The following is a 23478-nucleotide window of genomic DNA, read 5'->3' as shown; positions in this document are numbered from 1 at the left end:
TGTTAAAGAGTATTTCTTGTTCGCGATCGCTTAATTATTTGGGTTTCATCCGTCGTAAATCCCGAAGAACTGGTTTAACATCATCAAACTTAAAGTACTCCGTTAAACTACCTATTTGGGAATTGAATTTCTAGCGATATTTAAAATAATATTCTACGTTGCCTCGATGCAACCAGAATCCCAACCCTTTAATTGATACAGTGCTAAAATGTTTGCCTAAGTCCTGCTTAATTTCCAATATTCGCGCTGCTATATCTCTAGTAGTTATGCCAATCTTATGATAAATTTCACCATCGGCTTTAATCTCTAGAAAATATAGGCTATTGCTCAAAATTCGCCGTAGTGTAAGCAAATAAATTTGATAATCTATAGTTATTTCCTGAAGTATTTGCTTCTCTGTCTCAATTGAAGTGCCGTAAGCTGGCTTACCCGATTCAGGTAAAAAATCTTTTTGATCTAACAGGTTTTCTTCAATCTCATCCAGTTTGGCGATTATTAGCGAATCTTGAACCTGATTGAATAACATCAAAGACAAACCTCCAACTGCTAATAATCCTAGCTTGGAAAATTCGTAACTACCCCTACCATTATTGCGATAACTATTGTAGTTTACAACGCCCAGTTCTTCTAAATGCTCACCTCTTCCTCTAATATTGAGCGACGGATTTTTGTTAGTTTTTTTCTCCCAAATATCAATCAATATCTTGAGAATTTTGGGTTCGACTCCTAAGTCAAAGCGATCGTATAAAGGTAGTTCGGGCGATTTTGAAGCGAGGAAACGGTCGGGTTTCCCGACGCAGGGCTGTGCGCCCAGAGCGTCGCTTGACGCGACTCCCCGCATTGCGGGGTGCTTCCACTCGCTTGTTGAAAATGAAACGCGATTACAAGTTTCATTTATATGGGCAAAGTGATGTGCTTTGACTTTACCCTTCTTTGCTGTTAATTCACCTTGGCAGTAGGGACATCTAATCTCGCTTCTACCTCTTGGGCAGTCATGAACTGAAACTAAATTATTATCTTTGCCTAAAGCGTATTGTAACCACATTACCTACCCTTTAATTGATACATTTTTTGTCTAGATCGTCCTATGATTTAAATATCAAATCACTATGACTTCAGCAGCATTAAAATTAGCCAATAGCAATTTAGAAATGTCTCTTTTGCAGGCAGCATCAGATTCATTTACAAGTAACTAACTATACGTATGGCTATTAGACGGCGTTAGACTAAGCCAGGTTGTCACCAACCCGACTCGTCAAATGAACGCAGCATGAGACTTTAACCTCACTGCGCTCCTCTCTTTTCAGACTCATACGTGAGTACCCAATTACAGTAAGGTAGGAATATCGTTGACCCATAGCCAGTCCAAGTTATTGAACCATTTTTGAGTCTTCTCTCCTGACTTTTTCGCTTGATGGAGCTTTATAACCAATTGGTCACTGTACGTTTTGGCATCATGGCAATGTTTGTGTAGTAGCTGGAGATTATCTCTACTATTGCTACCACCCGCCTTTTTGGGGATGATATGGTCAGTTTCTATCAAATCTCCATCAAGGAAGTTAAGATTACACCAATTACATAAACCCATTTGTTTTTTCAACAATTTAGCTGTTGAAGGCTTCAATTCAGGATGCGAACCCTTTCTTTTTGCCCAGTAAATGGTGTCTCCGTCATAGGGGGTTTTATTTCCTCTAACTTTGACATGGCGTACAATTGCTGTTTTAGTATGTCTTTCTAAGGTAATAAAATCATCCTTATATTCCTTACCAAAAACCCAATTATCTTCTCCTATAGTTACCCAGTATTTATCTCCCACCCAGTATTTACTTTTGTTGGGATGTCTTCTATCCGCCCATCTACGTAGCCTTTTGTGAGTTAAATGACCAACTTTTGAGTAAGTTTCTTGACTACACACTGTTCTGTAATAGTTACACCATCCTCTAATAATCGGATTCAACTCACTGATGATTTTTTCTTGGGGTGCAGCTTTTAACCTTCCGATTTTAAGGGAAAGTTTTTCATAGTGCCTCCTAACACTATCGGATGATGGTCTTATAATTGTTTTGAACCCCAATAATTTACCCTGTCCGTTCTTCCCTGACTGGTATTTGCCAACTTTATATTGGCGTATATTGAATCCCAGAAAATCGAATCCTGGTTGATGTTTATCCAGTTCAAGTTGAGTGTGAACAACTTTGGTTTTGCTAAATTTTAATTCAAGGTCGTAGTGGGATAACCATTCACTTATGACATTTTGACAAACCTTGAGAGTATCCAAATTTTTATAAAAGATTACGAAATCGTCAGCATATCTGATTAAAGATGCACCCTTAATTTGTTTAATCCTATTTTCCATTCCGTGTAGGGCTATATTGCTTAAAAGCGGGGAAATTACGCCTCCCTGTGGCGTTCCCTGACGGTTTGGAGTCTTTTGATTCTTCTCAAAGTCACAAATGTCGGCTCTCAACCAGGCTCGGATTTGTCTCCTAATGGTAGGAAATGTATTGAGCTTGGCTAGGAGGTGATGGTGGTTAATTCGGTCAAAACATTTCGCTATATCTGCATCCAACACAAATTTTGATTTATATCTAATCTGGTTGAAGATGGCTTCCACAGCGTCATGTGCGCTTCTTCCAGGTCGAAAGCCATAAGAATTATTTTCAAATCTTGACTCCCATTCTGGTTCTAGAGCAGCTTTAACTAAAGCTTGTGTTGCTCTGTCGCGCATCACAGGAATACCTAGAGGTCGCTTTTCGTTTCTTCCAGGCTTGGGAATCCAAACTCTTCTAATGGGTTGGGATTTATCCTCTAGTTTTAAACCGTTTGCGAGTTGAAATCGCTGCTTTGGGGTCAAGGATTTCACCTGATCCACTCCCGCAGTTTTCTTTCCTGAATTATCCTGTGTGACCAGTCTTACGGATAAAAGTCGGTTGTAATAGGATTTGATGAGGGTTTTTTGTAGCCTTCTTCCTTGTTTGACATCACCATTGATGTAGGCTCGGTAGATTCTCTTTTGCAACTTCCAAACAGCCTTCTGGATTTTACGCCAATCAAGCTGTTTCCATTCCACAGTATTCTGATTTGAATCTGTTTTAGACATATCTATTGCTACTTAATCACTACTTGACTGAAAACAGTGAGGACGTGGGCATATCTTATTCATTACAAATAAGCCTTAGCTTTTTCCTCAATCCTTCGCCCTCTATAGCCTCCTGATATCGGAGAGTTTACGTCTTGGTTGATTACTCAGGTATTTCGACCAATAGCCTGAGAGCTATAGAGGGATTTCCTCGTTCCGAATATTTCGTTGGTATGAATCTTTAGGATGTGTCTGTCCACCGAGCGCGGTTAGTGTTGTGATTGTCATATTCACACTGACAATTAACCAGATGCGCTGATGCCTTTTGGCACAGGGCGAATGCCCAGATCGTCGTCTAACGACGACTGGCGACGCTACCGCGTCGCGTGCCTGTCAGACCTGATTTGGCTGTTTACCCTTAACGATGGTTATGACGGGAAGATTATTCCTTTTACTTCAGAATTAATCTTATCCATAGACTTCTTGCTAGCAGAGAACCAGTTCAGACTACCAGTTAGAGCTACATTTAACCCCGCTTTACGGATTGATGACCAGTCGCTACCGTAGGGGTTATACTTTTACTCCCAACACCGAGAGAGTAGGACTTGATGATTTGAGCTTTTGTTAATATTTAGCACCTTATTACAGGCTCTCTCACCTACACGAAATATTCAGTTGTCATGGTTCAGATACTCATGATTGAGTCTTATCCAAGCTAGTCATACCAAGGGTTTTTACTCCTTGTTTCGACTAAACGAGTCGCACTTAAATATAGGGTTCGTGCGACGAAGTGCAGCCTCGAAAATTTTGTGATTATTTATACCATTTTTTTAGCTGATTGATAAGAAATACAAATGATAACATTGCCTAGTTTGTCTTTTTCTAGGCAAAGTACCATAAAGATATAAACGCTTCTCATGAGGACTTTACCCATGCTACAAACAACCGCCCAAGTTCTATTTTCGGCAAAGTTTTCTCCTCCACCGAAAAAACCATCGACGAGGGAAAGAGAATACCTGCGATCGTCACAAAGGGCTATGCCCGCATGTAGTAAAAGCAATGATTCAGGCCGCTAAAAAATCAGGTCGTCATCGCGTGAGGGATGAGGCAATCATTCTACTGATGTTCCGTCACGGACTCAGAACTGCTGAATTAGTAGCTCTCAAATGGACACAAATAGATTTAGCTGGTGGTTACATTGAGGTACATCGGGTGAAACATGGTCATGATAGTATTTATCCCTTACGCTCTCCCGAATTGAGAGCCTTACGCCAAATCCAAAGAGATTATACTGGTACGAGCTATGTTTTTGTCTGCGGACGCAAAGCTCCTCTTTCAACTCGCTCAATCCGCCACATTGTAGCTAGAGCAGGGGAACTAGCAGGTATTGCCTTTAAGGTTCATCCCCATCAACTGCGCCATGCGTGCGGATACTATTTAGCTGCTCAAGGTCATGATACGAGAGCGATTCAGGATTACTTAGGTCATAAAAACATTCACCGACGAACTCTGTTCGTCCCATGCTGAAAGCATGGACAAATCAAAGATTTGTGTCCGCTATACTCAAATGTCGCCCCAAAGGTTTGAAAATTTCTGGATGGATTAATATAGTTTGTTGTTTCTATTTTGTGTTTTGATAAAAATAAGAAGGATTGAAACAAAAGATTTAAAATATCTTTCAGAGCTATATATATCGGTATTTAGTATTCCACCTTGGAATGAATATTGGGAGTGTGATTGGGCAGAGGAGCGATTAACTTGGATATTTGGTAGTCCTGCAGAAGTAATGATCTAGAATGAGCCTTGACATTTAAAAAGCTAGACCAATGCCAACTTGCCCAAATTGTTCTTCTGAGGAAACTGTTAAAAACGGTCACATTCACAACGGAAAACAAAGATTTAAATGTAATGAGTGCGAGCGCCAATTTATTGAAAATCCTCAGAAAATCATGATTAGCCAAGACAAGCGCGAGCTAATTGACAGGCTCTTATTAGAAAGAATTTCCTTGGCTGGTATTGCACGTGTGGCAATGGTTTCTGAGAGATGGCTACAAACATACGTCAATAATAAATATGCTCTGGTAGCAAGAACAATACAAGTAACACAAAAAAAAAGGAAAGTTGACTATTCAAGGTGATGAACTCTGGTCATTTGTAGATAATAAAGGCAACAAACAATGGGTCTGGTTAGGGTTAGATGCAGATACTAAGGAAATTGTGGGAGTTTATGAGGCGCGATCGCGATGAATTAGCAGCTAGAAAACTCTGGGATTCGTTACCTTCGGTCTATCGTCAATGTGCAGTTGCTTACACTGACTTCTGGTCATCTTATGGGGCAGTATTTCCCCGTCAACGACATAGATCAGTAGGAAAAGAGACTGGTCAAACGAGTTATATTGAACGATTTAACAACACACTTAGACAACGGGTATCTCGGCTAGTTAGGAAAACCTTATCCTTTTCTAAATCCCTAGAGAATCACATAGGTGCTATCTGGTATTTCGTACATCACTACAACTCATCATTACATCTTTAGCACTACCGGATATTTAACTCTCAAAGTTCTTGTGGGTATCTTGCTACGATAAATGGCGAAATAATTGGAGCAATATTAGGACATTTCTTTCTTGGGTAGTCCTAAAGATGTAAGGATATAAAATAGGAAATTGTAGATCATTTGATTTCCATGCCAGTAGATTTGCCATCTTGTCCATCATGTAATTCAGAACAAATTGTTAAAAACGGTCACATTCACAATGGCAAGCAAAATTATAAATGTCGCGACTGTGGTAGACAATATGTGGAAAATCCACAGAATAAAATGATCGACCAACCAACCAAAAACTTGATTGACAAATTACTCTTAGAGAAGATTCCTTTAGCTGGAATTGCCCGAGTTACAGAAGTTTCAGAACCTTGGTTACAGAGTTATGTCAATGCTAAATACGAATCAGTTTCTCAGCAAGTTAAAGTGAGAACAAAAAAAAAGGAAAATTAACGATTCAGTGTGATGAAATGTGGTCATTTGTCGGTAATAAAGCCAATAAACAATGGATTTGGTTGGCTTTGGCTGCAAAAACTAAAGAAATAGTCGGGGTTCATATCGGCGATCGCCGTCGTCATGGAGCGAGAAAGCTATGGCAATCTTTGCCCTCAGTCTATCGACAGTGTGCCGTTTGTTATAGTGACTTCTGGGAAGCCTATGAACAGGTAATTCCTTCAAAACGCCATCAAGCGGTGGGGAAAGAGAGAAAAACCAATTACATAGAACGATTTAATTGCACAATGCGACAAAGAGTTTCTCGATTAGTCAGGAAGACTCTATCGTTCTCTAAGAAAATCGAAAATCAGATCGGGGCAATCTGGTATTTTGTCCATCATTACAACACGTCCTTACATCTTTAGGACATTTTATTCCTTTTAAAGGTGCAAAAGGATTTGAAATACTAGAATTTTTCGTTTCTCATAAATATCAAAAACAAGGCATTGGCTCTAAATTACTTCATAGACTTGAGTATGAATTAAAAGCAAATGGCTACAATTTCATTACGTTACTGACAGCTAAAGATAGCGAAGCAGAATCTTTTTATTTGCATAAAGACTATCAAATAAACGAAAAATTAGAGTTACTTAATAAAGAGTTTTGATTTTAACAATAAAATGTTTATTGCTCATTTCTAAGCCACTAATGGTTGCAATAACCTCTCTATCCTCTCTTTCATATCCAGCTTGAACAACCCATAAGGATTAACATGACCAAATATCAAAGGTGTAATTGCTTGTAAATCTCTTGCAGTCAGCCTTTTCTGCCAATGCTTCTGCGTCAGCACGCTCTGAATCATCAAGGTGTTCACATACACCAGACAAATCTGTAACAAATGCAAAGATAACACCGATAATTCCTGACTCTCCAAGCGATTCCCTACGGGAATCCGACGTTGCTTGGCAACGGCGAATCGCTCCAGCGATTAGAAGCAAACTCACCACCCTTACCGTAGAAGATAAATTCATTGACCTCATTCCATCTTTCTACCACATTCAAACCCTCATTAATCTCTCTGCGTATAGCTTCTGAGTCAAGATACTGACATAAGAAAATAGTCTTAATGGCTCTGCCCAATTCCATCAAAGCTAGATAGGTAGGATGCTTAAAGGGATTCTTACTAAATCTTTTCAAGATAGCTTCAGTTTCTGCCGTCCCTAACCTTAAAGCAGTGGCATATTTAACGGCGCGTTTTGTGTGGGAAGCTTCCCACACAAAAGCCGCCTTACCATCTGGTCGTACAGAGTCGCGTATCAAATCCCAGTTTATCGGACGAGTCATCACTGGTTCTAAGTTAGGATAAGCATCTGCTTGACCAGCATGAGGACGATCTAGCTTCTGCACCTTAATTCTTTTGAGCCTGGGCATTAACTGAAAACCTAATAGGTGGGTAAAGGCACAAGCTACTTCGCTTTGACCGTGACTGTCCACATCATTCTTCTTTACCTCCATACTGGTACAGTGCCGTAAAACCCCGTCAATCATTGCCGATACTTCACTACTAGAGCAGGTTTTGAGTTGAGAATAGATACAGGTGGAATTCTTCACTGGCGTGCCAATAAATCATTACTCCCCGTCCGCCATAGCGGAGATGATACTGGGTCATTAAATTCTGTTCCCCTGCGGGAAAGTGTTTGCTGTCGCTTGCACCGGTAGTAGTTCCTTCTCCCCAGATATGAGGCAGTCGAATTTCAAAGGTGGCATTAACTATCTCGGCGATCGCACTGCGTAACTGGTCTTTATGGATGTATCTACGGCGAACGTAAATTAAATCTTGGTAGTTTTCACCATCAATTCCTGTATTAATTCTCTTCAATCCCGTATTCGTCCCCATACCAAACAGACAAAGCAACAACCGCTTCTGTAAGGTTTCTCTGTCTAGTATTTTTCTAGTTCCCCTACTTTTAAAGCCACGGGTAAAATCTACTCTCAAGTCAGTTTCTTCGAGAATGTCGGCGAACTCCAGTTCGCGATACAGTAAGTTTGTTTTACCTGAAACCTTTTTGAACTCTTCAATCGAGCAACTACGTTGCTCCGACAGCTTCGCTGGCGACGCGCACTGGAGCGCGTCCTGATTGATACGTTTTTCGGCTCTGTTATCAATCCGTTTGATGATAGTCGTTAGTATCGTATGGCAGACTATCCGTAATCTCCTGGCTGCGTTGAATACAAAAGGCTGCCATCAAAGTGTAGCGAATAGCAGGGGGATGTTGTCTGAGGAGATAGGGAGTTTCGCGATTCTGCTCGATGACGATAGGTTTTGACCAGTTTGGACGATCTGGCTTCCAACAAATTGGTTGGTAAACCAACAGCGCGAATGCGTTTGAGTTTTTCTATTTCAGTCAGGAAACTGCCCAGTCCAACTGCTCCTAAATCGGTTTTGAGGAAGCGGTGCGACCCCCGCGCATGGGGTTCAACACCCGTTAGCATTCCCTTGCGCCAGCCGCAAAATGCGGCTCGACGTTGCTTCTTGCTCAATAAGCTCAACGGGTCGCAGACCCGCAACGCTTTTTCGCGCTTCGCAACGGCGACGAACTCCTCGGCGGCTTTTGGGTAGGAAGCTTCCCACCCAAAACGCGCCGACAGTTCGCGCACGCGGGGTCTTGACTCAGTTTGCTCGCCCTCGACAACCAAGGGGTACCCCCCCAGGGTAAGCGCAAGAAAAATGAAACCGTAATATGCTAGGAAAATCCCGCTTATAATGAGGATTACAAATGGCTAAAGGTTTTGGTGAAACGTCTGTCTCTCTCAAGAAAAATAGCAAATCCTCGTCACTACTGCCAGCACTCGATTGCGAGCAAGTAGAGAAGAAACTATTCGAGCATTTTGAAGACTTAACAGACCCCAGAGGGAAGCAAGGTGTTCTTCATCCATTTATGAGTATTGTCATGATTGCTTTACTCGCTACGATTGGGGGAGCAAAAGGATGGGAGGATATCGAAATTTATGGAGTGAGCCATGAGCCTTGGTTGTCTAGTGTCTTACACCTACCTTGCGGAATTCCCAAGGCGGATACATATAGAAGGCTATTCGAGAAGATATCTCCTACTGCGATGGAGCAGAGCTTTAATAGTTGGTTGAGCAGTGTAGTGAAAGATTTGGGTGGGCAAGTCATTCCCATTGATGGAAAAACAGTTAGAGGTTCTTATGACCGTAATGGTGAACAAAGAGCATTACATCTAGTTAGTGCTTGGGCAAGCAAGAATCGTTTATTTCTCGGTCAAGTCAGAGTTCAGCAGAAAAGTAACGAAATTACTGCTATTCCAGCTCTTTTAGAACTTTTAGATATTTCTGGATGCATAATTACCATTGATGCAATGGGAACTCAGACAGAAATTGCTCATCGGATTCAGGCTCAAGGTGCAGAATATGTGCTGGCACTGAAAAAGAATCATCCTACCTTGCACCTTGAGGTAAAGCAATGGTTTGAAACCGCCCAAGGGTCTAGCTTTGAAGGCATTAAATACAGTCATGATGTCCGCGTCGAATCGGGACACCACCGTCGTGAAAAACGGAAGGTCACAGCCGTGGCACTCAATCAAATGGGGGGTTTATATAAACAAGCTCAATGGTCTGGTTTACAAACTATAGTTCGAGTTATACGCACACGCCATCTCTGGAATAAGACGACCCAAGAGGTGATGTTCTATCTCAGTTCTTTGCCACCTAACGCTCAACCATTAGGTAAAGCTATCCGACAGCATTGGTCGATAGAAAATCAACTACACTGGGTATTAGACGTGACGTTTGGGGAAGATGCCTGTCGCATCCGTACAGGTAATGCTCCTGAAAACATTGCTTTACTAAAGCGATGGAGTATTAATCTACTTAATCAAGAAACGAGTTTCAAGCGCAGCACTCGTCAGAAAGCGAGGCGAGCAGCATGGACAAGGGCTATTTGCTCAAAGTTCTCGCTGCTTCGATTCCCTTACAATCTAACCTGTCTGATGCCTAAATTTTCTTGCGCTTACCCTGACTCTAAAGTTGAATAAACTACGAATTTAAACCCGATAAACTTTTGCCGAACGCCCTTGCCAATCGTAATCAGAGTAAGAACTTTCTGGGAGATTAACCTGCGAAGCAATGTAGGAAATAACAACTTGAGAAATGGAAGATTTATCTTCGGGAAAATAGGCGAACAGTTGAAAATGCTTGAGTAGAAGTGCAAAGCCTATTTGATTACCACCTACTTTTTTTTTGGTTAGTTCTAACTCTTGGGGTAATAGCGTCCAATTTTCTATGAGTTCTTCTGTATCCCAGTTTGGTTAGCGTTCTCGTTTAAAGTTCATCATGAATGCAGATTCAAAACTACCTGTCAAAATTTGGTAAACTTATTAATCAGTCGAAAAATAGGGTTGAGTGAAGGAGAGTACTTCGTTATCTACAATGCTTTCAGGAAATTGGTTTCAGGCGTAGGCTGCACTTCGTCGCACTAACCTTTTATTTCCGCCTAAATAAAACAAGTCATGTAAAGAGTTATCTAGCTTGCTAAATGCTGGCTCAACGTCTCAATCATTTGATACCTTTAGCTGATATCAAATTTAGTTTTGCTGTACAGCCAATCATAAATACGGTCTAGCTCTTCTAAGGTAACTAAACCATACTGCCACAAAATCATGGGAATAGGCGCCGGCTGATCTTCCACAGCACGTTGGACAATATTAATAGAATCGGTAGAAAGAGATAATTCTTCTTTCAAAAACTTAACAAAATTCTTGTACATGGCTGGTTTCATGACTATTGACCTTTTATTTTAATTTCTCAGATTGATTCGTAGATATAACGTATTGCTTGAATAGCAAAAATTAAGCTTATGCTGCACTAAGTCTGAATTCTTACTATTGTTGAAAATAAATAAAACTTTGCCTGTGTTTCAAATCACAGTCGCTTGAAACTTCAATTTTCTTAGCAATTAATTCTTGGCGGTTCAACAAATTAAGAATTTCTATAATGACATATATTGGTCAGTAAGATCACTTAATTTCAGCAAGTACAAAAAAGATAATATTTAATCCTCTTCTTTGCACTCTACCTATCGATAGAAATCGGGTCTAAAATGATAAACTTGCCAGCAAAATCAATCGTTATTAGACAATATTGCCTTGCCAACAATTAAGTTGCTCAACAGTAGCTTAGAATCTGGCGATCGCCCTTTGACTCCTCACCGCCGTGAACGGTCGGTGATTCGTGTGACTAGGGATTAGGGATTGAGGCGAGGAAATGGCTCTGTTTAAGAGCCATATTCCACTCCCCCGTTGGGTCTGACTACGCAGTCAAATAACTCCCCCAGTCCCTGTTCCCCAGTCCCAATCGTCGTAAAGCGCGAAAAGCAAAACAGTTCGTTGCGGGGGTTCCCCCCGTTGAGGCTCCATACGCAAGAACGACGGGGCTTTAAACCCATCTATTAAACGGTAATACCAGATTTGCTTTAGATTTAGATCTTTCAAGAATCAGATTTGCGAATCGTTATCTTATCCCCTGCCTTGATTCCTAGCTCTTTGGCTCTTCCGCCTCTCAATTCAATTACTTTATTTACCAAAGCACCAGGTCCGTATATAGGGCATGGTTCAGCTTTGCAAGGAGGTACATCAGCAGCAATGCTCACAATCTGGTTGCCATTTAAGAAAATCATATCTAAAGATATAGATACATTTTTCATCCAAAAGCTGGCTAGTCGCTCTTGGGCAAAAGGAAATAACATTCCCCGATCATCAGCTAAAGACTCGCGATACATTAAGCCTATAGCCTGTTGTTCTGGAGTTTGGGCGACCTCTAATTGAATAGTTTTTCCTGCCATCTCAGCAGCAGCAGTAATAGGTAACATCTGTCCTTGTTGAATCTCCTCTGAGGCATTGGCAATAGTTTTTTGGGTATTAGCCAAGGAAGAACAACCAGATAATAAAATCAAGAATACAAGGCTAATTTTTAGTTTAATCATTTAAAACTCTCGCAAAACATAACCAATACCTCTGACTGTTTGGATTAATCTTTTATGGTTTTGGCTTTCTATTTTAAGTCGTAAATAGCGAATATACACTTCAATGACGTTAGATTCTCCGCGATAATTGTATCCCCAAACGTTTTCAATTATTTCTTCTCTGGTCATCACCTGCTGAGGATTTGACATTAGGTATTTGAGTAGTTCAAACTCTTTCATGGTTAAATCAATCAGTCTATCGCTTCTAACTACCTGACGAGTACTCAAATCCAAGACTAATTCTCCAAACCTCAACTGGTTAGAGCTATTAACTTCTGGCTGGAGATAAAGATTAATCTGCTCTAACAGTTTGTCTCGTTGATAGGGTTTGAGCAAGTAATCATCTGCTCCAGCCTCTAAACAAGCTACTCTTTCGGCAACGGTTTCTTGTTCGACTAACATCAAGACAGGTATTCGCTCTTGGGCATTTCTTAATTGACGACACAAATCGAGTCCTAGTTGTCCTGTAAAAACCTGATCAAAAATGACCATAGCTGGTTTGTACTGACTCAGCTTTGACCATCCTTTAGTGACCTTTTCAACAACGACAGAATAACCAACAGCTTGAATATCCTGACTAGCTGCCTGAGCAAAAGTACTGTCGGTAAGTAGGAGAATTAACGATGGATCTATATTAGTAGTCATATGTTTACCATTCTAGGTTGAGAGAATCATCGGTAATCATTTAGCAGCTAGCAATATATTTTTCTCGCTGTTTGTTTAAAGACACTATCAAACAACTGTAATCAAGCTTGTTTAAGGAAGCTCAACCGAAGTTGGTTTGGCAATATGGGGCAGTCCCCAACCTAGCTTCTCTCTCAGGACACGGAAAAACTCAGGGGATTGGAGACGAATAAAACGAGCAGGATAAACTGATTTTTCGATTTGAATACGATCGTCAGGCAAAATATAGCATCCACCGTTACCATCCACCACCATTACCATCCGATTAGCAGTGGCAGGAAATATTTTAACAGGTTCGCGATCGCTAAATACCAATGCTCTAGAAGCCAGGGAATGAGGGCAAATTGGCGCAAGCTGCAATACAGGAACTTCAGGAGTGACTACAGGTCCTCCTGCACTCAAGGAATAGGCGGTAGAGCCTGTAGGAGTAGAAATTATAATGCCGTCTGCTGCTACATCTACTGGTGCGTGTTCACCAATTTGTATTTCAAAATGGCACATACTAGTAAGTGGTTCTCGATGCAAAACCATCTCGTTAAGGCTTAATGCTTCCCATAATAAAGCATTATTACGAAATACTCTGACCGTAAGCATAGAACGCTCCTCTATCTTGTAGTCTTGAGCTAAAAGCTTTTCTATGGCTTCGTCTAAATGACTAAGAAAGGTTTCGGTCAGAAAACCCATGTGACCTGTATTTACAGTTAGCAAAGGTATTCCACAGGGTGCAAGCTGCCTACAGGCAGACAAGACTGTGCCATCTCCACCTAAGACTACAGCAAATTTGACATCTCGATCAAAGTTAGATGGGGTCAATTGCTCAATTTTAGTATGACAGACAGGATCACCTGGAGTTGAATACTCCAGTATGCCTCCTACTCCTGTGGTCATACGTACATCCCAGCCAGCAGCAGTGAGTTTTTCTTCTATTTCCGAGGCAATTTTGCAAGCTACTGGCTTGATATCGTTATAAACAATGCCGGCTTTTGGCTTTGGCACAACTAACTATCCTGTGTAATAATCTGGTCGTAATTAAACAAAGCTATGAGCTTAAAATTAACGGTCAATAGCAAATTTACAATTACCATAAACTGAAATTAGATAACCCTTAAATTTTATAAAATAAATTTGAAGCTAATAATAATCAATTCTTAAATTACTATTATCTAGCCTATCGTGGGGCAGCTAAAAATCATAGTCTAGTTTGCCGATCTTCGAGTTAATCCTTTAGGAATCTTTTAGGACTGACCTCTGACCTCATTTTCAGCTAGTGTTTTCTAAGGGCGTACCCTCGACAGTTCCTATAACGGGGGAAACCCCAGCACCCTCGGCAATAGCTACGCCCTCGACAGTTCCTACAACGCGGGAAATTCGTGCAAGAAGTCTAGTAAGTTAGTTAGCCGTTGTTATTTTTTACCGATAAATGCGATTAATATCTGCGGTACTCAATTTACTGGTCGGCAGATCCAGCACGAGTTTTCCGCCTTTAATACCCAGAAGGCGATCGCTATATTGAGTTGCTAATTCTACCTGATGGAGATTGCAGATAACCGTTAGCCCTTCTTGAATGCACAGCGATCGCAATAAACTCAAAACAACGTGAGCCGTTTCTGGGTCGAGGCTGGCAATCGGTTCATCTGCTAGAATTAGACGCGCCCTTTGGGTTAAAGCACGAGCGATCGCCACCCGCTGTTTCTGACCCCCTGACAGGCGATCGGCGCGTTGAAATGCTACATTTAGTAATTGTACTCGCTCTAGTGCAGTCATTGCTTCGTTTAACAAGCTGAGGGGAAAAATTCCCAGTAGACAACGCCATAAAGGCAACTCCTGCAAGCGTCCTCCCAAGCAATTTTCTAAAGCACTGCGACGGCGTACCAAGTTAAATTGTTGGGCTACTGTAGCAATTTGGGTGCGACTGTTACGTAATTCTTGGGGAGAACAATTGGTTAAATCCTGTCCCTGAAACCAGACGCGCCCTCGGTCGGGTCTTACCAGTTGGAGAATACAGCGCAGCAGCGTGGTTTTTCCCGCACCAGAAGAGCCAAGAATTGCTGTAAATGTATGGGGTTCGATCCCAAAGTTAATATCTTTGAGGGCGAATGTCTTGCCATAGGACTTTGTAAGATGTTCGACAGTCAGCATAATAACAGTTAGGGCATTTAGAAATCTTTCTCTTTTATACAAACTCTCAAAATCGCTGCTACAAATCTTTCTCCCCGTCCCCTAGTCCCCTAGTCTCTCAGTCAGTCTTGTAGCCAACATAAATAGAAACGGTATTAAGCTAATCTTTTTCGCAGGTAAGCACTGAGGGCATCAATTAAACTAACCATAGCTAAAATCAAAATCAAAATGGTAGCCAGACGGGGAAAGTCTAGTAGTTTTAAACTAACTAGTAGTTCGTAACCAATACCGCCAGCCCCGACAATACCTAAAATTACCGAAGAACGAACGTTAAATTCCCACAAATATAAGCTAATGCTAATCAGTCCAGGCATTGCTTCTGGCAAGACAGCAAAGGCAAAGGTGCGGATGCGGTCAGTTCCTGTGGCCTCAATCGCTTCAATTGGTTCAGGGGTGATGGTTTCCAGGACTTCTCCATAGAGTTTTGCCATCGAACCAGTGGAGTGAAATGCTACTCCCAGTAAGCCAGCAAAAGGTCCTAAGCCGACAATAGATACGAAGAACAGGGCGAAAATTGCCGTATCAATTCCTCGTAACAGATTTAAAAAAAATCTCAGTGGAGTTGCTAATAACGCGAAAGGAGTAATGTTTCTGGCAACCAGAACAGCTAAGGGAATTGCCACTATAATCGCTGCGACCGTACCAAGAATGGCGATCGCCAAAGTTTCCCAAGTAGCTGCTAGAAAGAACGGTAATTCCGAGAAATCTGGGGGCCACAGTCTTGTCAGCCAGTCCCCCAGGCGAGGTAATCCGTTCCAGAGTTTCTCAACCGAGACTTCGGCAGTTTGGATACTGGCGACCAGAACAGCCAAAGCTAGTAGTCCCCAAAATCCTTGTTTTAATACGCGCCCTAGCCCTCCACGTCGATTGCGTTCGGCTTGTAAAATATCCTCGTACTTAGGCGGGTAGAGCTTTTCACTTGACGGTGTTTGTTCCGTCATTTTAATTTGCCCACCAACTTACCAGTTTCTCGAATTGATTCGTAATTGCTGCCATCAGATGCCACAAAGCCCGTGTAATTCTCTGGTAATAATTTCTGCGCTTGTTCTGGCGACAGATTCACTAAAGCTTGCTGTAACTGAGTTTCAATCTCTTTTGGCAAACCGCCCCGAATCGCAATCGGGTCGTTGGGTAAAGGTTCAGATTGCCAAATAATCTTAAGCTTGGATTTATCAATCCGTCCCTCACTTTCTAACACGTCTAGGTTGCGGTCATAATCTGAAGCAATATCCACTTGGTCGCTAATGACTGCGATCGCCTGGGCTGCATGACTAGCTCCCTCACTATAGTCAAAGACCTCCTTGGGGTCGATACCGCGACGCTTAAATTCGCCAGTAGGAATTAACCAACCAGAGGTAGAACCAACATCAGCTAGACTTAGCTTTAGCTTTGACCCTGCTTTACTTTGAGCAATTGCCTCATCTAGAGTGTCGAATGGGGCATCAGCACAAGCCATTAAAACAGAATAGTAAGTGGGTTTATCTTTATATTTAACTGTAGCGATCGCCTGAATTGAAGGCTCATTATTATTAGCAAGCACATATCCCCACGGTCCTAACCAAGCTGCATCTAAGGTACGCGATCGCAAGGCTTCAGAAATTCCAATCCAGTCATCCGTAACTATTACCTTAGCTGGAAGATTAACCTGTTGTGCTAGTTCTTTAAATAGAGGATCGAATTGCTTGCGGTTCTCATTGGGAGTTGGAAAATAAGGCCCAACGCCGAACTCCAATTGTTTTAGGTCTGCCACAGGTGCATTAGCTGCATTTTGGTTCGTCTCAACCTCTGGCTGACTACTACAGGCAATGATGGTAATCAGGGTTAGAACTCCCAGAAGAATTGCTTTGACCCAGCGAGTATTAATTATCATATTTAATCAGATGAATTTAGACTGAAAGCAAGATAAATTTAGGCTGAATGTACAAAACAAAAATATTGAGGTTTTAAAGCCTAACCTTGCTGGACTTTAAGACCTTAACAGGATCCAATTATTTAGATAATCATCATAGCTATCTACAAAATAAACCCCTCAAAAGCGAGGGGTTTACCTGGAACCAAATATAGTTCACATTAACAAGTGAGAATGATATTATCCTCACCTGCACAAATTTTCTGACGTTTTTTACAGCGCGTTACCACGAGGCAATACTTCTTCAGGAAACTCGAAGTTTTGATGTGGTTGGTCTTGTGATGCCATCCATGCTCTTAGACCTTCGTTGAGCAAGATGTTTTTAGTGTAGAACGTTTCAAACTCAGGATCTTCGGCTGCTCTCAACTCTTGAGAGACGAAGTCATAAGCTCTTAAGTTCAAAGCAATACCGATGATGCCGATACTTGCCATCCATAGCCCTGTTACGGGTACGAATAACATAAAGAAGTGCAACCAACGTTTGTTGGAAAAAGCAATCCCGAATATCTGTGACCAGAATCGGTTGGCTGTAACCATACTGTAGGTTTCTTCTGCTTGGGTAGGTTCAAAGGCTCTAAAGGTGTCAGCTTCGCCACCGTCATCAAACAGGGTGTTTTCGACTGTTGCTCCGTGAATTGCACAGAGTAATGCTCCACCAAGTACACCTGCTACTCCCATCATGTGGAAGGGATTAAGGGTGAAGTTGTGGAATCCTTGAACAAACAGGATGAAACGGAAGATTCCCGCTACGCCTAAACTGGGTGCAAAGAACCAGCTTGACTGTCCTAAAGGATAGAGCAAGAATACTGAAACGAATACGGCGATGGGGCCAGAGAAAGCGATCGCATTGTAAGGACGAATCCCTACTAGACGCGATATCTCAAACTGACGCAGCATAAAGCCGATTAGGGCAAATGCACCATGGAGGGCGACAAATGCCCACAAACCACCGATTTGACACCAGCGGGTAAAGCTCCAGCCTGCTTCTGGCCCCCAAAGGAACAACAGGGAGTGACCCATGCTGTCTGCTGGGGTTGATGCGGCTACGGTTAGGAAGTTGCATCCTTCTAGGTATGAAGAAGCTAAACCGTGGGTGTACCAACTAGTAACGAAAGTGGTGCAGGTCAGCCAGCCACCTATTGCCATGTAGGCACAGGGGAATAGAAGAATACCCGACCAGCCTACGAATACAAAGCGATCGCGTTTTAGCCAGTCATCAACTGCATCAAAGATGCCCTGTTGTGACGGCGCGCGTCCTACTGCTATTGTCATATAGATTAGATCTCCGAAATTATGCTTATTAGGATCGTTGGAATAATTACAATTTTCAGCGACCTGACACGAAAATACATCAAGTCGATTGTGAGAAAAATTAACTTTTCTTTACTTAATATTATACATAATAAGAGAAAGTAAAGAAAATTTCCAGCTCAAATCCAAAGAAAAGTTAAAGTTTTTCTGAAAATTGGACCAAGTTAAAGATGGGAATTTTTGTGAATTTAGACCATAATTTAACTGTTGCAATCTTTTTTAAAGCTCTATGTTCACTATTGATATTGTTCTACAAGACATTCCCTTACCTATTTCCGTACATCGCAAAGAATCTGAAGCAGCCAACAGTCTTTATCAAGAGATACTTCAGGTAATGCGTTCTGGTAGTTCAGACCTCGTCGAACTTACCTGTGATAAAGATGAGGAGAAAAAAGTAGCGGTCAAAGGTAATATGATCTGCGCTGTCAACATTAATAAAAGGTCGGGCGGGATGGCAGAAGGTCGAGTGCCTGGTTTCTTCGCTGCTACTGCCGTTAGCGAATAATGACCTACCCCACTGAGCAAGCGTTAGACAAAACATCAGTTATTAAGGTTAACAACTTGTGTTTTTGCTGGTCGCCTGAAGCCATGGTGCTAAATGATTGCTCTTTAGAAGTTCCTAAAGGGGAATTTTGGATGTTGCTGGGTAATAACGGTAGCGGAAAATCTACCTTATTAAGACTATTAGCAGGGTTGCTAATTCCTGATACTGGCTCTATCGTCATGCCTTATAAGACAGGATTTGTTTTCCAGAACCCAGACCATCAGCTAGTTATGCCCACTGTCGGGGCAGATATTGCGTTTGGTTTGGTGAGTGAAAAATTGTCTATAGTTCAGGTTAGAGAAAGAGTTAGAGAAGCTCTAGATGCAGTCAATCTATTGAATTTAGAAAGGCGACCAATTCATGCGCTGAGTGGGGGACAAAAACAAAGAATTGCGATCGCTGGTGCGCTTGCCCGTAACTGTGAGACAATTTTGTTTGACGAACCCACGGCTTTACTAGACCCTGATACGCAACTAGAATTGGTAGCTCAGGTGAAAAATTTGGTTAAGCAGCGCAATCTTACTGCTCTGTGGGTAACTCATCGCCTAGAAGAATTAGATTATTGTGACGGAGCTTTTTTGCTAGAGAGAGGAAAAGTGATGGCAAAAGGAGATCCTCAACGCCTTAAGGAAAAGTTGCTGGCAACAGAAAGATAATAAACTGATGCTAATTTTAGGTTAGTTATCTTTGTTGAGATAAATTTCTTCAAAAAGCTGATGGTTGATGGCTAAAAGCTAAGAGCTATGAATAATAATTCTGACTGTTTAAGAGTTCAAGTCAGCAACAATATTCATTTTGTTTAACTTTTTGTTAACAATTTTGCTTAAGATAGGATTTAGATCAAAACCTACTCTCCTATAAAACCATTTACTACAATGTTACCTCACTCATACCAGGCGATACTACTCGTCGATGGTTACAATATGATCGGCGACTGGTCGGACTTAAAAGAAAGTCGCGATCGCCACGGTTTAGAAGCAGCCCGTTATGAATTAGTTGAATGTTTAATTAACTATACTGCTGCGGTTGCTTACCGCACTAAAATAGTTTTCGACGCTCACTATCAAGATACTCCCCGCAGTGTAGAAGATCATACCGCTGCTTTATCAGTCCATTACACAGCGTTTGCTGAAACCGCTGATACCTACATTGAAAAATTCTGCGCCACATTTGGCAGAAAAAAATATCAGCAAGAGTCTACTCGGTTGATTGTTGCCACGAGCGATCGCGCTCAACAGCTTACGGTAGTTGGATACGGTGCAGAATGTTTGTCCGCTCCCATGTTAGCAAAAGAAGTAAAACGAGCCGACTGCCAAATCAAAAGCAGAAATAAAAAACAGACCAAGAACAAACCTTCTGGTCGTTTTTTATTTAATACCCTCGATCCCGCAGCGCAAAAACGTCTCAGGCAAATGCAGCGGGGTATACAATAATCCTTTCTTTGATTTGAACAACTATTTTTTCAAAAAACATTGACAGCTATAAAAATATTCGATATATTTAGAAACGTTGCCAGTTGCGCTGTGCAAAAGCAAGCAACAACTCTAAGCCCCCATCGTCTAGTGGCCTAGGACACCTCCCTTTCACGGAGGCGACAGGGATTCAAATTCCCTTGGGGGTACTGAAAAAAAAAAGATCAAAGAGTCAAGTTTATTAACTCGGCTCTTTTTTTTGTTTACTTCAGATGAGACTGCTTTTATAGCTACAGTCAAGAGAGTTAGGACGTAGCATCTTTCAAATTTGAGCTAAAGCAACAAAGGGAACGTCAAATTTAGCAATAAAGTTGTCGGGAAATAAAAAAAAAGAAAGTAAATCAAACTAGAAATTGGTCTTTTTATACAGTCAATCATTACTTTCTTAACTGTCGGATATCTGGCGATAAATTCTTCAACACTAATCATTTTTCACGTCACGGTAAAACCATTTTTGCTCCTCAAGCTTTTTCTAAAAGTTGCAATTTGTGTACCCAGTAATCTGTTTGAGAGCGATGAATGCCAAAGATGAATCCAGCCAAATCAAATGTGGGATAGCATTTAAAATAAAACAGTATGAAGAATAATTTGGCAGTGATTGTTTTAAGCTCGGCTTTCTTCCCCCCTTTTACTGCTCGTTTTCTTGATTCTGATTGTAAAGATTGCTGATACTGCTGTTCAAATGTTGGCAATAATGACCCAAAGGCTTTTTGATTCAATTCGCAGGCTTCTGATATTTTCACGAATTAAACGACAAGGACACAGTTGAGCGACAAAAGAATTACTCATATACAAAACTTAGGTCAAAAACTTCATGTCCAATCGCTAAACTATCGACGTTAAAGCTTATGAAAGAACTACAAGATATTATTACAGCCTGGAAACAGATTCAAGAGAGACAAACGGCCGCTTTGGCTACTTTAGTTAAGGTAGAAGGTTCTGCTTATCGTCGTCCTGGAGCGAGAATGTTGATAACGTCCGATGGTCAACAGGTAGGTACAATTAGTGGTGGCTGTTTGGAAAGTGATGTCGTCAAGCGATCGCAGGTCGTTCTTAAAACTGGCATACCTAGTCTAGTTAAATATGACACAACCAGCGAAGATGACCTGATTTGGGGTCTGGGCTTGGGCTGTCAAGGTGTAGCTTATATTCTCATTGAGCGATTGAATACAGAACAACTAAATGCTTTGAGCGTTGTCGAACAGTGTTTGTCTACTAGGCAAGCTGGTGCTGTGGCAACAGTATTTAAAACTGAAACGACAACCGAAACAAAAAAAAGTAGAGAGAGAGTCTTGCTTTATCCAGACGGTAGGATGGTTTCTAGCATCGATAATCCAGAATTAGAAGCAATTGTTAAGCAGAATATTCAATCGGTTTTACAACAGAAAAAGTCTAGATCTCAAGCTTATGTCTTAACAGAGGGGATAGCAGAGGTTTTTCTAGAGGTAATTGTTCCACCAATTAATTTAGTGATCTTTGGTGCGGGTTTTGATGCCCTACCTGTAGTTCATTTTGCTAAAGCATTAGGCTGGTACGTTACTGTAATCGATCCTCAAGCACGTATCCAGACAAAAGAACGTTTTCAAGAAAGCGATCGCCTTATCCTGGGAACTGCCGATGAATCCACTTCACAAATGGAATTTGACGAACAAACCGTAGCCGTGACAATGAGCCATAACTATCTTTACGATCTAGAGTTCTTGCAGATGCTAAGTACCACTCCCTTAAAATATCTCGGCATACTTGGACCAAAAAAAAGAACTAACCGACTGCTTCAAGATTTGAAAGCTGAAGACTGTATTTTTCCACCAGAACAAGAATTAAACAGTCCTGTAGGATTAGATATAGGTGCAGATAATCCAGAAGAAATTGCTTTATCAATTATTGCCGAGATTCAAGCTGTAATTAAAAATCGTCCCAGTGGATTTCTTAAAGATCGTAATGCCCCAATTCATGCTGAACAACCTCGGCTTGTAAGTAGCAAGTAGTAAGTATATCCCCAAGTCTTCCAGTCTCCTTTTATCCATGAACTATCCTCAAGTTCCTTTAATTTTATTGGCTGCTGGTGAATCTAGAAGAATGGGAACTCCCAAGCAATTATTATCTTACAAAGGTAATAGTCTCATTCGTCATGCTGTCACAGAAGCAGTCAAGAGTAACTGCGATCGCATTATAGTCGTGCTTGGCGCAAACTGCGATCGCATCTCTGGCGAAATAAGCGATTTACCAATATGTGTTACTTATAATACTCAATGGCAACAGGGTATGAGTACTTCGATAGCGACAGGAATCAAAGCCTTACTACAAATGAAGGTCAATTCTGAAGCAATAATAATTGCTTTAGCAGATCAACCTTTTATTAACGCCCAAGTTTACAATCGCTTAATAGAGCGTTATTGTCAGAATCAACTAAAAGCAGTGGCATCTAACTATAGTGACACTCTTGGCGTACCTGCTTTATTCGATCGCACTCTTATACCTGAGTTACTTAAAATGAAGCAAAAAGGCGGTGCTAAACAAATATTAAATCAATACAGCGATCGCGCTTTTAATTTAGATTTACCCGAAGCTGCGGTTGATATAGATACTCCAGCAGATTATCAAAAATTACTAAAAATATGACTATTACTTTAAAAGAACGCCGTTTATATCAGCAAACTATTTTAGATCGTGCTAAAAATCCCCGCCACTTTGGTATAGCTAATCCCGTTAATCGAGCTAAAAAACTTGAGAATCCTTATTGTGGCGATCGCATTAAAATAACTATGGCTGTGGACGAAACAGGCACTATTAATGACTTAAAGTTTACGGGTTCGGGTTGTGCTTTATGTTTGGCTTCTGCCGATTTAATGATCGAGACAGTTAAAGGTAAAACCATCGAGCAAGTGCAAGAAACAATCGAGCATTTCCATCAAGTAATGTTAGGTAAGACCAAGCTAGATTCTGACTACGCTCGTTTAAAAGCGATCGAGGGCGTCAGTCGTTACCCAATTAAAGTTAAATGTGTAACTCTTGCTTGGCATACTCTAAAAGCGGCAATTATCGATTAATCTGAGGATGATTCTTGTATGAACCTTACTGAATTAGGGCGTTGGTGATTTGATGTATGAAATCTAAAGTAATTTATTCGTAGTTATTAGTTTTTAAGTCTCAAATTTAAAGTGCTAATTTTAGCAATCATACCTGGATTCACCAACGCCTAAATTAGAAATCGAAGCACCATTGCTCTATAGCAACTGACCAGATTCCTCTGACGGTTAATTTTCTCGCCCAAGCTGTAA

24 protein-coding genes, 1 tRNA gene and 3 pseudogenes are annotated in these 23478 nt (G+C 41.2%); 13 read left to right on the top strand and 15 right to left on the bottom strand.

Features of this window, described 5'->3' with window-relative positions:
* Nucleotides 1-130 precede the first annotated feature (130 nt).
* Together SLP02_RS24955 and ltrA are read right to left on the bottom strand one after the other, a co-directional pair.
* The gene (locus tag SLP02_RS24955) at nt 131-1045 is read right to left on the bottom strand and encodes a competence protein CoiA family protein (protein ID WP_319423413.1); all 915 of its coding nucleotides are present in this window, start codon (nt 1043-1045) and stop codon (nt 131-133) included.
* Nucleotides 1046-1327: 282 nt separating this feature from the next.
* Entirely contained in the window at nt 1328-3100 is a 1773-nt protein-coding gene (gene ltrA, locus SLP02_RS24950; protein ID WP_319420019.1) for a group II intron reverse transcriptase/maturase, read from the bottom strand.
* Between the two features lie 318 nt (nt 3101-3418).
* Between ltrA and SLP02_RS24945 the strand changes: the two genes are divergently transcribed.
* Complete coding sequence (locus SLP02_RS24945) at nt 3419-3646, top strand: hypothetical protein (RefSeq protein WP_319420020.1); 228 nt, start codon at nt 3419-3421, stop codon at nt 3644-3646.
* Nucleotides 3647-3896: 250 nt separating this feature from the next.
* Here SLP02_RS24945 and SLP02_RS24940 read toward each other — a convergent pair whose 3' ends face one another.
* Complete coding sequence (locus SLP02_RS24940; protein WP_319423412.1) at nt 3897-4139, bottom strand: hypothetical protein; 243 nt, start codon at nt 4137-4139, stop codon at nt 3897-3899.
* Here SLP02_RS24940 and SLP02_RS24935 point away from each other — a divergent pair.
* From SLP02_RS24935 to SLP02_RS26900, 4 genes and pseudogenes are all read left to right on the top strand, one after another.
* Nucleotides 4139-4606, top strand: coding sequence for a tyrosine-type recombinase/integrase (locus SLP02_RS24935; protein ID WP_319423411.1), 468 nt, complete (start codon nt 4139-4141; stop codon nt 4604-4606). The two genes, SLP02_RS24940 and SLP02_RS24935, sit on opposite strands and share 1 nt — an antisense overlap.
* Nucleotides 4607-4905: 299 nt before the next feature.
* Nucleotides 4906-5615: pseudogene (locus SLP02_RS24930) on the top strand (IS1 family transposase).
* A gap of 150 nt (nt 5616-5765) precedes the next feature.
* Nucleotides 5766-6484, top strand: a protein-coding gene (locus SLP02_RS24925; protein WP_319418853.1) for an IS1 family transposase whose coding sequence is annotated in 2 segments (ribosomal slippage) — nt 5766-6054 and nt 6054-6484 — 720 coding nt in all. Because the reading frame shifts where the segments join, the coding sequence is not laid out codon by codon here.
* Nucleotides 6442-6726 carry a GNAT family N-acetyltransferase gene (locus SLP02_RS26900; RefSeq protein ID WP_413467432.1) on the top strand — a complete coding sequence of 95 codons (285 nt, stop codon included), beginning with the start codon at nt 6442-6444 and terminating at the stop codon, nt 6724-6726. The genes SLP02_RS24925 and SLP02_RS26900 overlap by 43 nt, the downstream gene beginning before the upstream one ends.
* A gap of 30 nt (nt 6727-6756) precedes the next feature.
* Here SLP02_RS26900 and SLP02_RS24920 read toward each other — a convergent pair.
* Nucleotides 6757-8097, bottom strand: a pseudogene (locus SLP02_RS24920) (transposase); the annotation flags it as partial.
* Between the two features lie 164 nt (nt 8098-8261).
* A complete protein-coding gene (locus SLP02_RS24915; protein ID WP_319423410.1) occupies nt 8262-8600 on the bottom strand; it encodes a hypothetical protein in 339 nt (112 codons plus the stop codon).
* Between the two features lie 236 nt (nt 8601-8836).
* On the opposite strand from SLP02_RS24915, the gene SLP02_RS24910 reads away from it, so the two are divergent.
* Entirely contained in the window at nt 8837-10114 is a 1278-nt protein-coding gene (locus tag SLP02_RS24910; protein ID WP_319423409.1) for an ISAs1 family transposase, read from the top strand.
* Nucleotides 10115-10123: 9 nt separating this feature from the next.
* Here the strand turns inward: SLP02_RS24910 and SLP02_RS24905 are convergent.
* The 9 genes and pseudogenes from SLP02_RS24905 to psbD all read right to left on the bottom strand — a co-directional run.
* Nucleotides 10124-10366 (bottom strand): annotated as a pseudogene (locus SLP02_RS24905) (DUF4158 domain-containing protein); the annotation flags it as partial.
* Nucleotides 10367-10647: 281 nt separating this feature from the next.
* On the bottom strand, nt 10648-10857 hold the full coding sequence (locus tag SLP02_RS24900) for a DUF2949 domain-containing protein (protein ID WP_319423408.1): 210 nt from the start codon (nt 10855-10857) through the stop codon (nt 10648-10650).
* A 708-nt stretch (nt 10858-11565) separates the two neighbouring features.
* A complete protein-coding gene (locus tag SLP02_RS24895) occupies nt 11566-12060 on the bottom strand; it encodes a DUF192 domain-containing protein (protein WP_319423407.1) in 495 nt (164 codons plus the stop codon).
* A complete protein-coding gene (gene nblR, locus SLP02_RS24890) occupies nt 12061-12744 on the bottom strand; it encodes a response regulator transcription factor NblR (protein ID WP_319423406.1) in 684 nt (227 codons plus the stop codon).
* Nucleotides 12745-12855: 111 nt separating this feature from the next.
* Nucleotides 12856-13779, bottom strand: a complete 924-nt coding sequence (locus SLP02_RS24885; protein WP_319423405.1) for an NAD(+) kinase — start codon at nt 13777-13779, stop codon at nt 12856-12858.
* A gap of 414 nt (nt 13780-14193) precedes the next feature.
* Entirely contained in the window at nt 14194-14922 is a 729-nt protein-coding gene (gene phnC, locus SLP02_RS24880; RefSeq protein WP_319423404.1) for a phosphonate ABC transporter ATP-binding protein, read from the bottom strand.
* A 134-nt stretch (nt 14923-15056) separates the two neighbouring features.
* Nucleotides 15057-15902: a phosphonate ABC transporter, permease protein PhnE gene (gene phnE, locus SLP02_RS24875; RefSeq protein WP_319423403.1), complete on the bottom strand. Its 846-nt coding sequence runs from the start codon at nt 15900-15902 to the stop codon at nt 15057-15059.
* Nucleotides 15899-16831, bottom strand: a complete 933-nt coding sequence (locus SLP02_RS24870) for a phosphate/phosphite/phosphonate ABC transporter substrate-binding protein (protein WP_319423402.1) — start codon at nt 16829-16831, stop codon at nt 15899-15901. Before SLP02_RS24870 ends, phnE begins: the two co-directional genes overlap by 4 nt.
* 252 nt (nt 16832-17083) lie before the next feature.
* Nucleotides 17084-18142 (bottom strand): photosystem II D2 protein (photosystem q(a) protein), encoded by a 1059-nt coding sequence (gene psbD / locus SLP02_RS24865; protein ID WP_319420893.1) that lies wholly within the window; start codon nt 18140-18142, stop codon nt 17084-17086.
* A gap of 268 nt (nt 18143-18410) precedes the next feature.
* Between psbD and SLP02_RS24860 the strand changes: the two genes are divergently transcribed.
* The 4 genes from SLP02_RS24860 to SLP02_RS24845 all read left to right on the top strand — a co-directional run bounded on the left by SLP02_RS24860 (nt 18411) and on the right by SLP02_RS24845 (nt 20346).
* Nucleotides 18411-18686, top strand: a complete 276-nt coding sequence (locus SLP02_RS24860) for a hypothetical protein (protein WP_319423401.1) — start codon at nt 18411-18413, stop codon at nt 18684-18686.
* Nucleotides 18686-19381 carry an energy-coupling factor ABC transporter ATP-binding protein gene (locus SLP02_RS24855; RefSeq protein WP_319423400.1) on the top strand — a complete coding sequence of 232 codons (696 nt, stop codon included), beginning with the start codon at nt 18686-18688 and terminating at the stop codon, nt 19379-19381. Before SLP02_RS24860 ends, SLP02_RS24855 begins: the two co-directional genes overlap by 1 nt.
* A 219-nt stretch (nt 19382-19600) precedes the next feature.
* Nucleotides 19601-20158: an NYN domain-containing protein gene (locus SLP02_RS24850; protein ID WP_319423399.1), complete on the top strand. Its 558-nt coding sequence runs from the start codon at nt 19601-19603 to the stop codon at nt 20156-20158.
* A gap of 115 nt (nt 20159-20273) precedes the next feature.
* A tRNA-Glu gene (locus tag SLP02_RS24845) sits at nt 20274-20346 on the top strand.
* A 312-nt stretch (nt 20347-20658) separates the two neighbouring features.
* Here SLP02_RS24845 and SLP02_RS24840 read toward each other — a convergent pair.
* Nucleotides 20659-20940 carry a helix-turn-helix domain-containing protein gene (locus tag SLP02_RS24840; RefSeq protein ID WP_319423398.1) on the bottom strand — a complete coding sequence of 94 codons (282 nt, stop codon included), beginning with the start codon at nt 20938-20940 and terminating at the stop codon, nt 20659-20661.
* A gap of 105 nt (nt 20941-21045) precedes the next feature.
* Between SLP02_RS24840 and SLP02_RS24835 the strand changes: the two genes are divergently transcribed.
* From SLP02_RS24835 to sufU, 3 genes are read left to right on the top strand one after another with little or no spacing between them, the layout of a single operon-like run.
* Nucleotides 21046-22185 (top strand): XdhC family protein, encoded by a 1140-nt coding sequence (locus tag SLP02_RS24835; RefSeq protein ID WP_319423397.1) that lies wholly within the window; start codon nt 21046-21048, stop codon nt 22183-22185.
* Nucleotides 22186-22222: 37 nt separating this feature from the next.
* On the top strand, nt 22223-22819 hold the full coding sequence (locus tag SLP02_RS24830; RefSeq protein ID WP_319423396.1) for a nucleotidyltransferase family protein: 597 nt from the start codon (nt 22223-22225) through the stop codon (nt 22817-22819).
* Nucleotides 22816-23247: a Fe-S cluster assembly sulfur transfer protein SufU gene (sufU, locus tag SLP02_RS24825; protein WP_319423395.1), complete on the top strand. Its 432-nt coding sequence runs from the start codon at nt 22816-22818 to the stop codon at nt 23245-23247. The genes SLP02_RS24830 and sufU overlap by 4 nt, the downstream gene beginning before the upstream one ends.
* Nucleotides 23248-23478: the final 231 nt, after the last annotated feature.

Origin of the sequence: Pleurocapsa sp. FMAR1 (assembly GCF_963665995.1) — a bacterium.
Classification (GTDB): domain Bacteria; phylum Cyanobacteriota; class Cyanobacteriia; order Cyanobacteriales; family Xenococcaceae; genus Waterburya.
The sequence above is the reverse complement of the archived record's forward strand: the minus strand, read 5'-3'. Positions and strand labels throughout refer to the sequence as shown.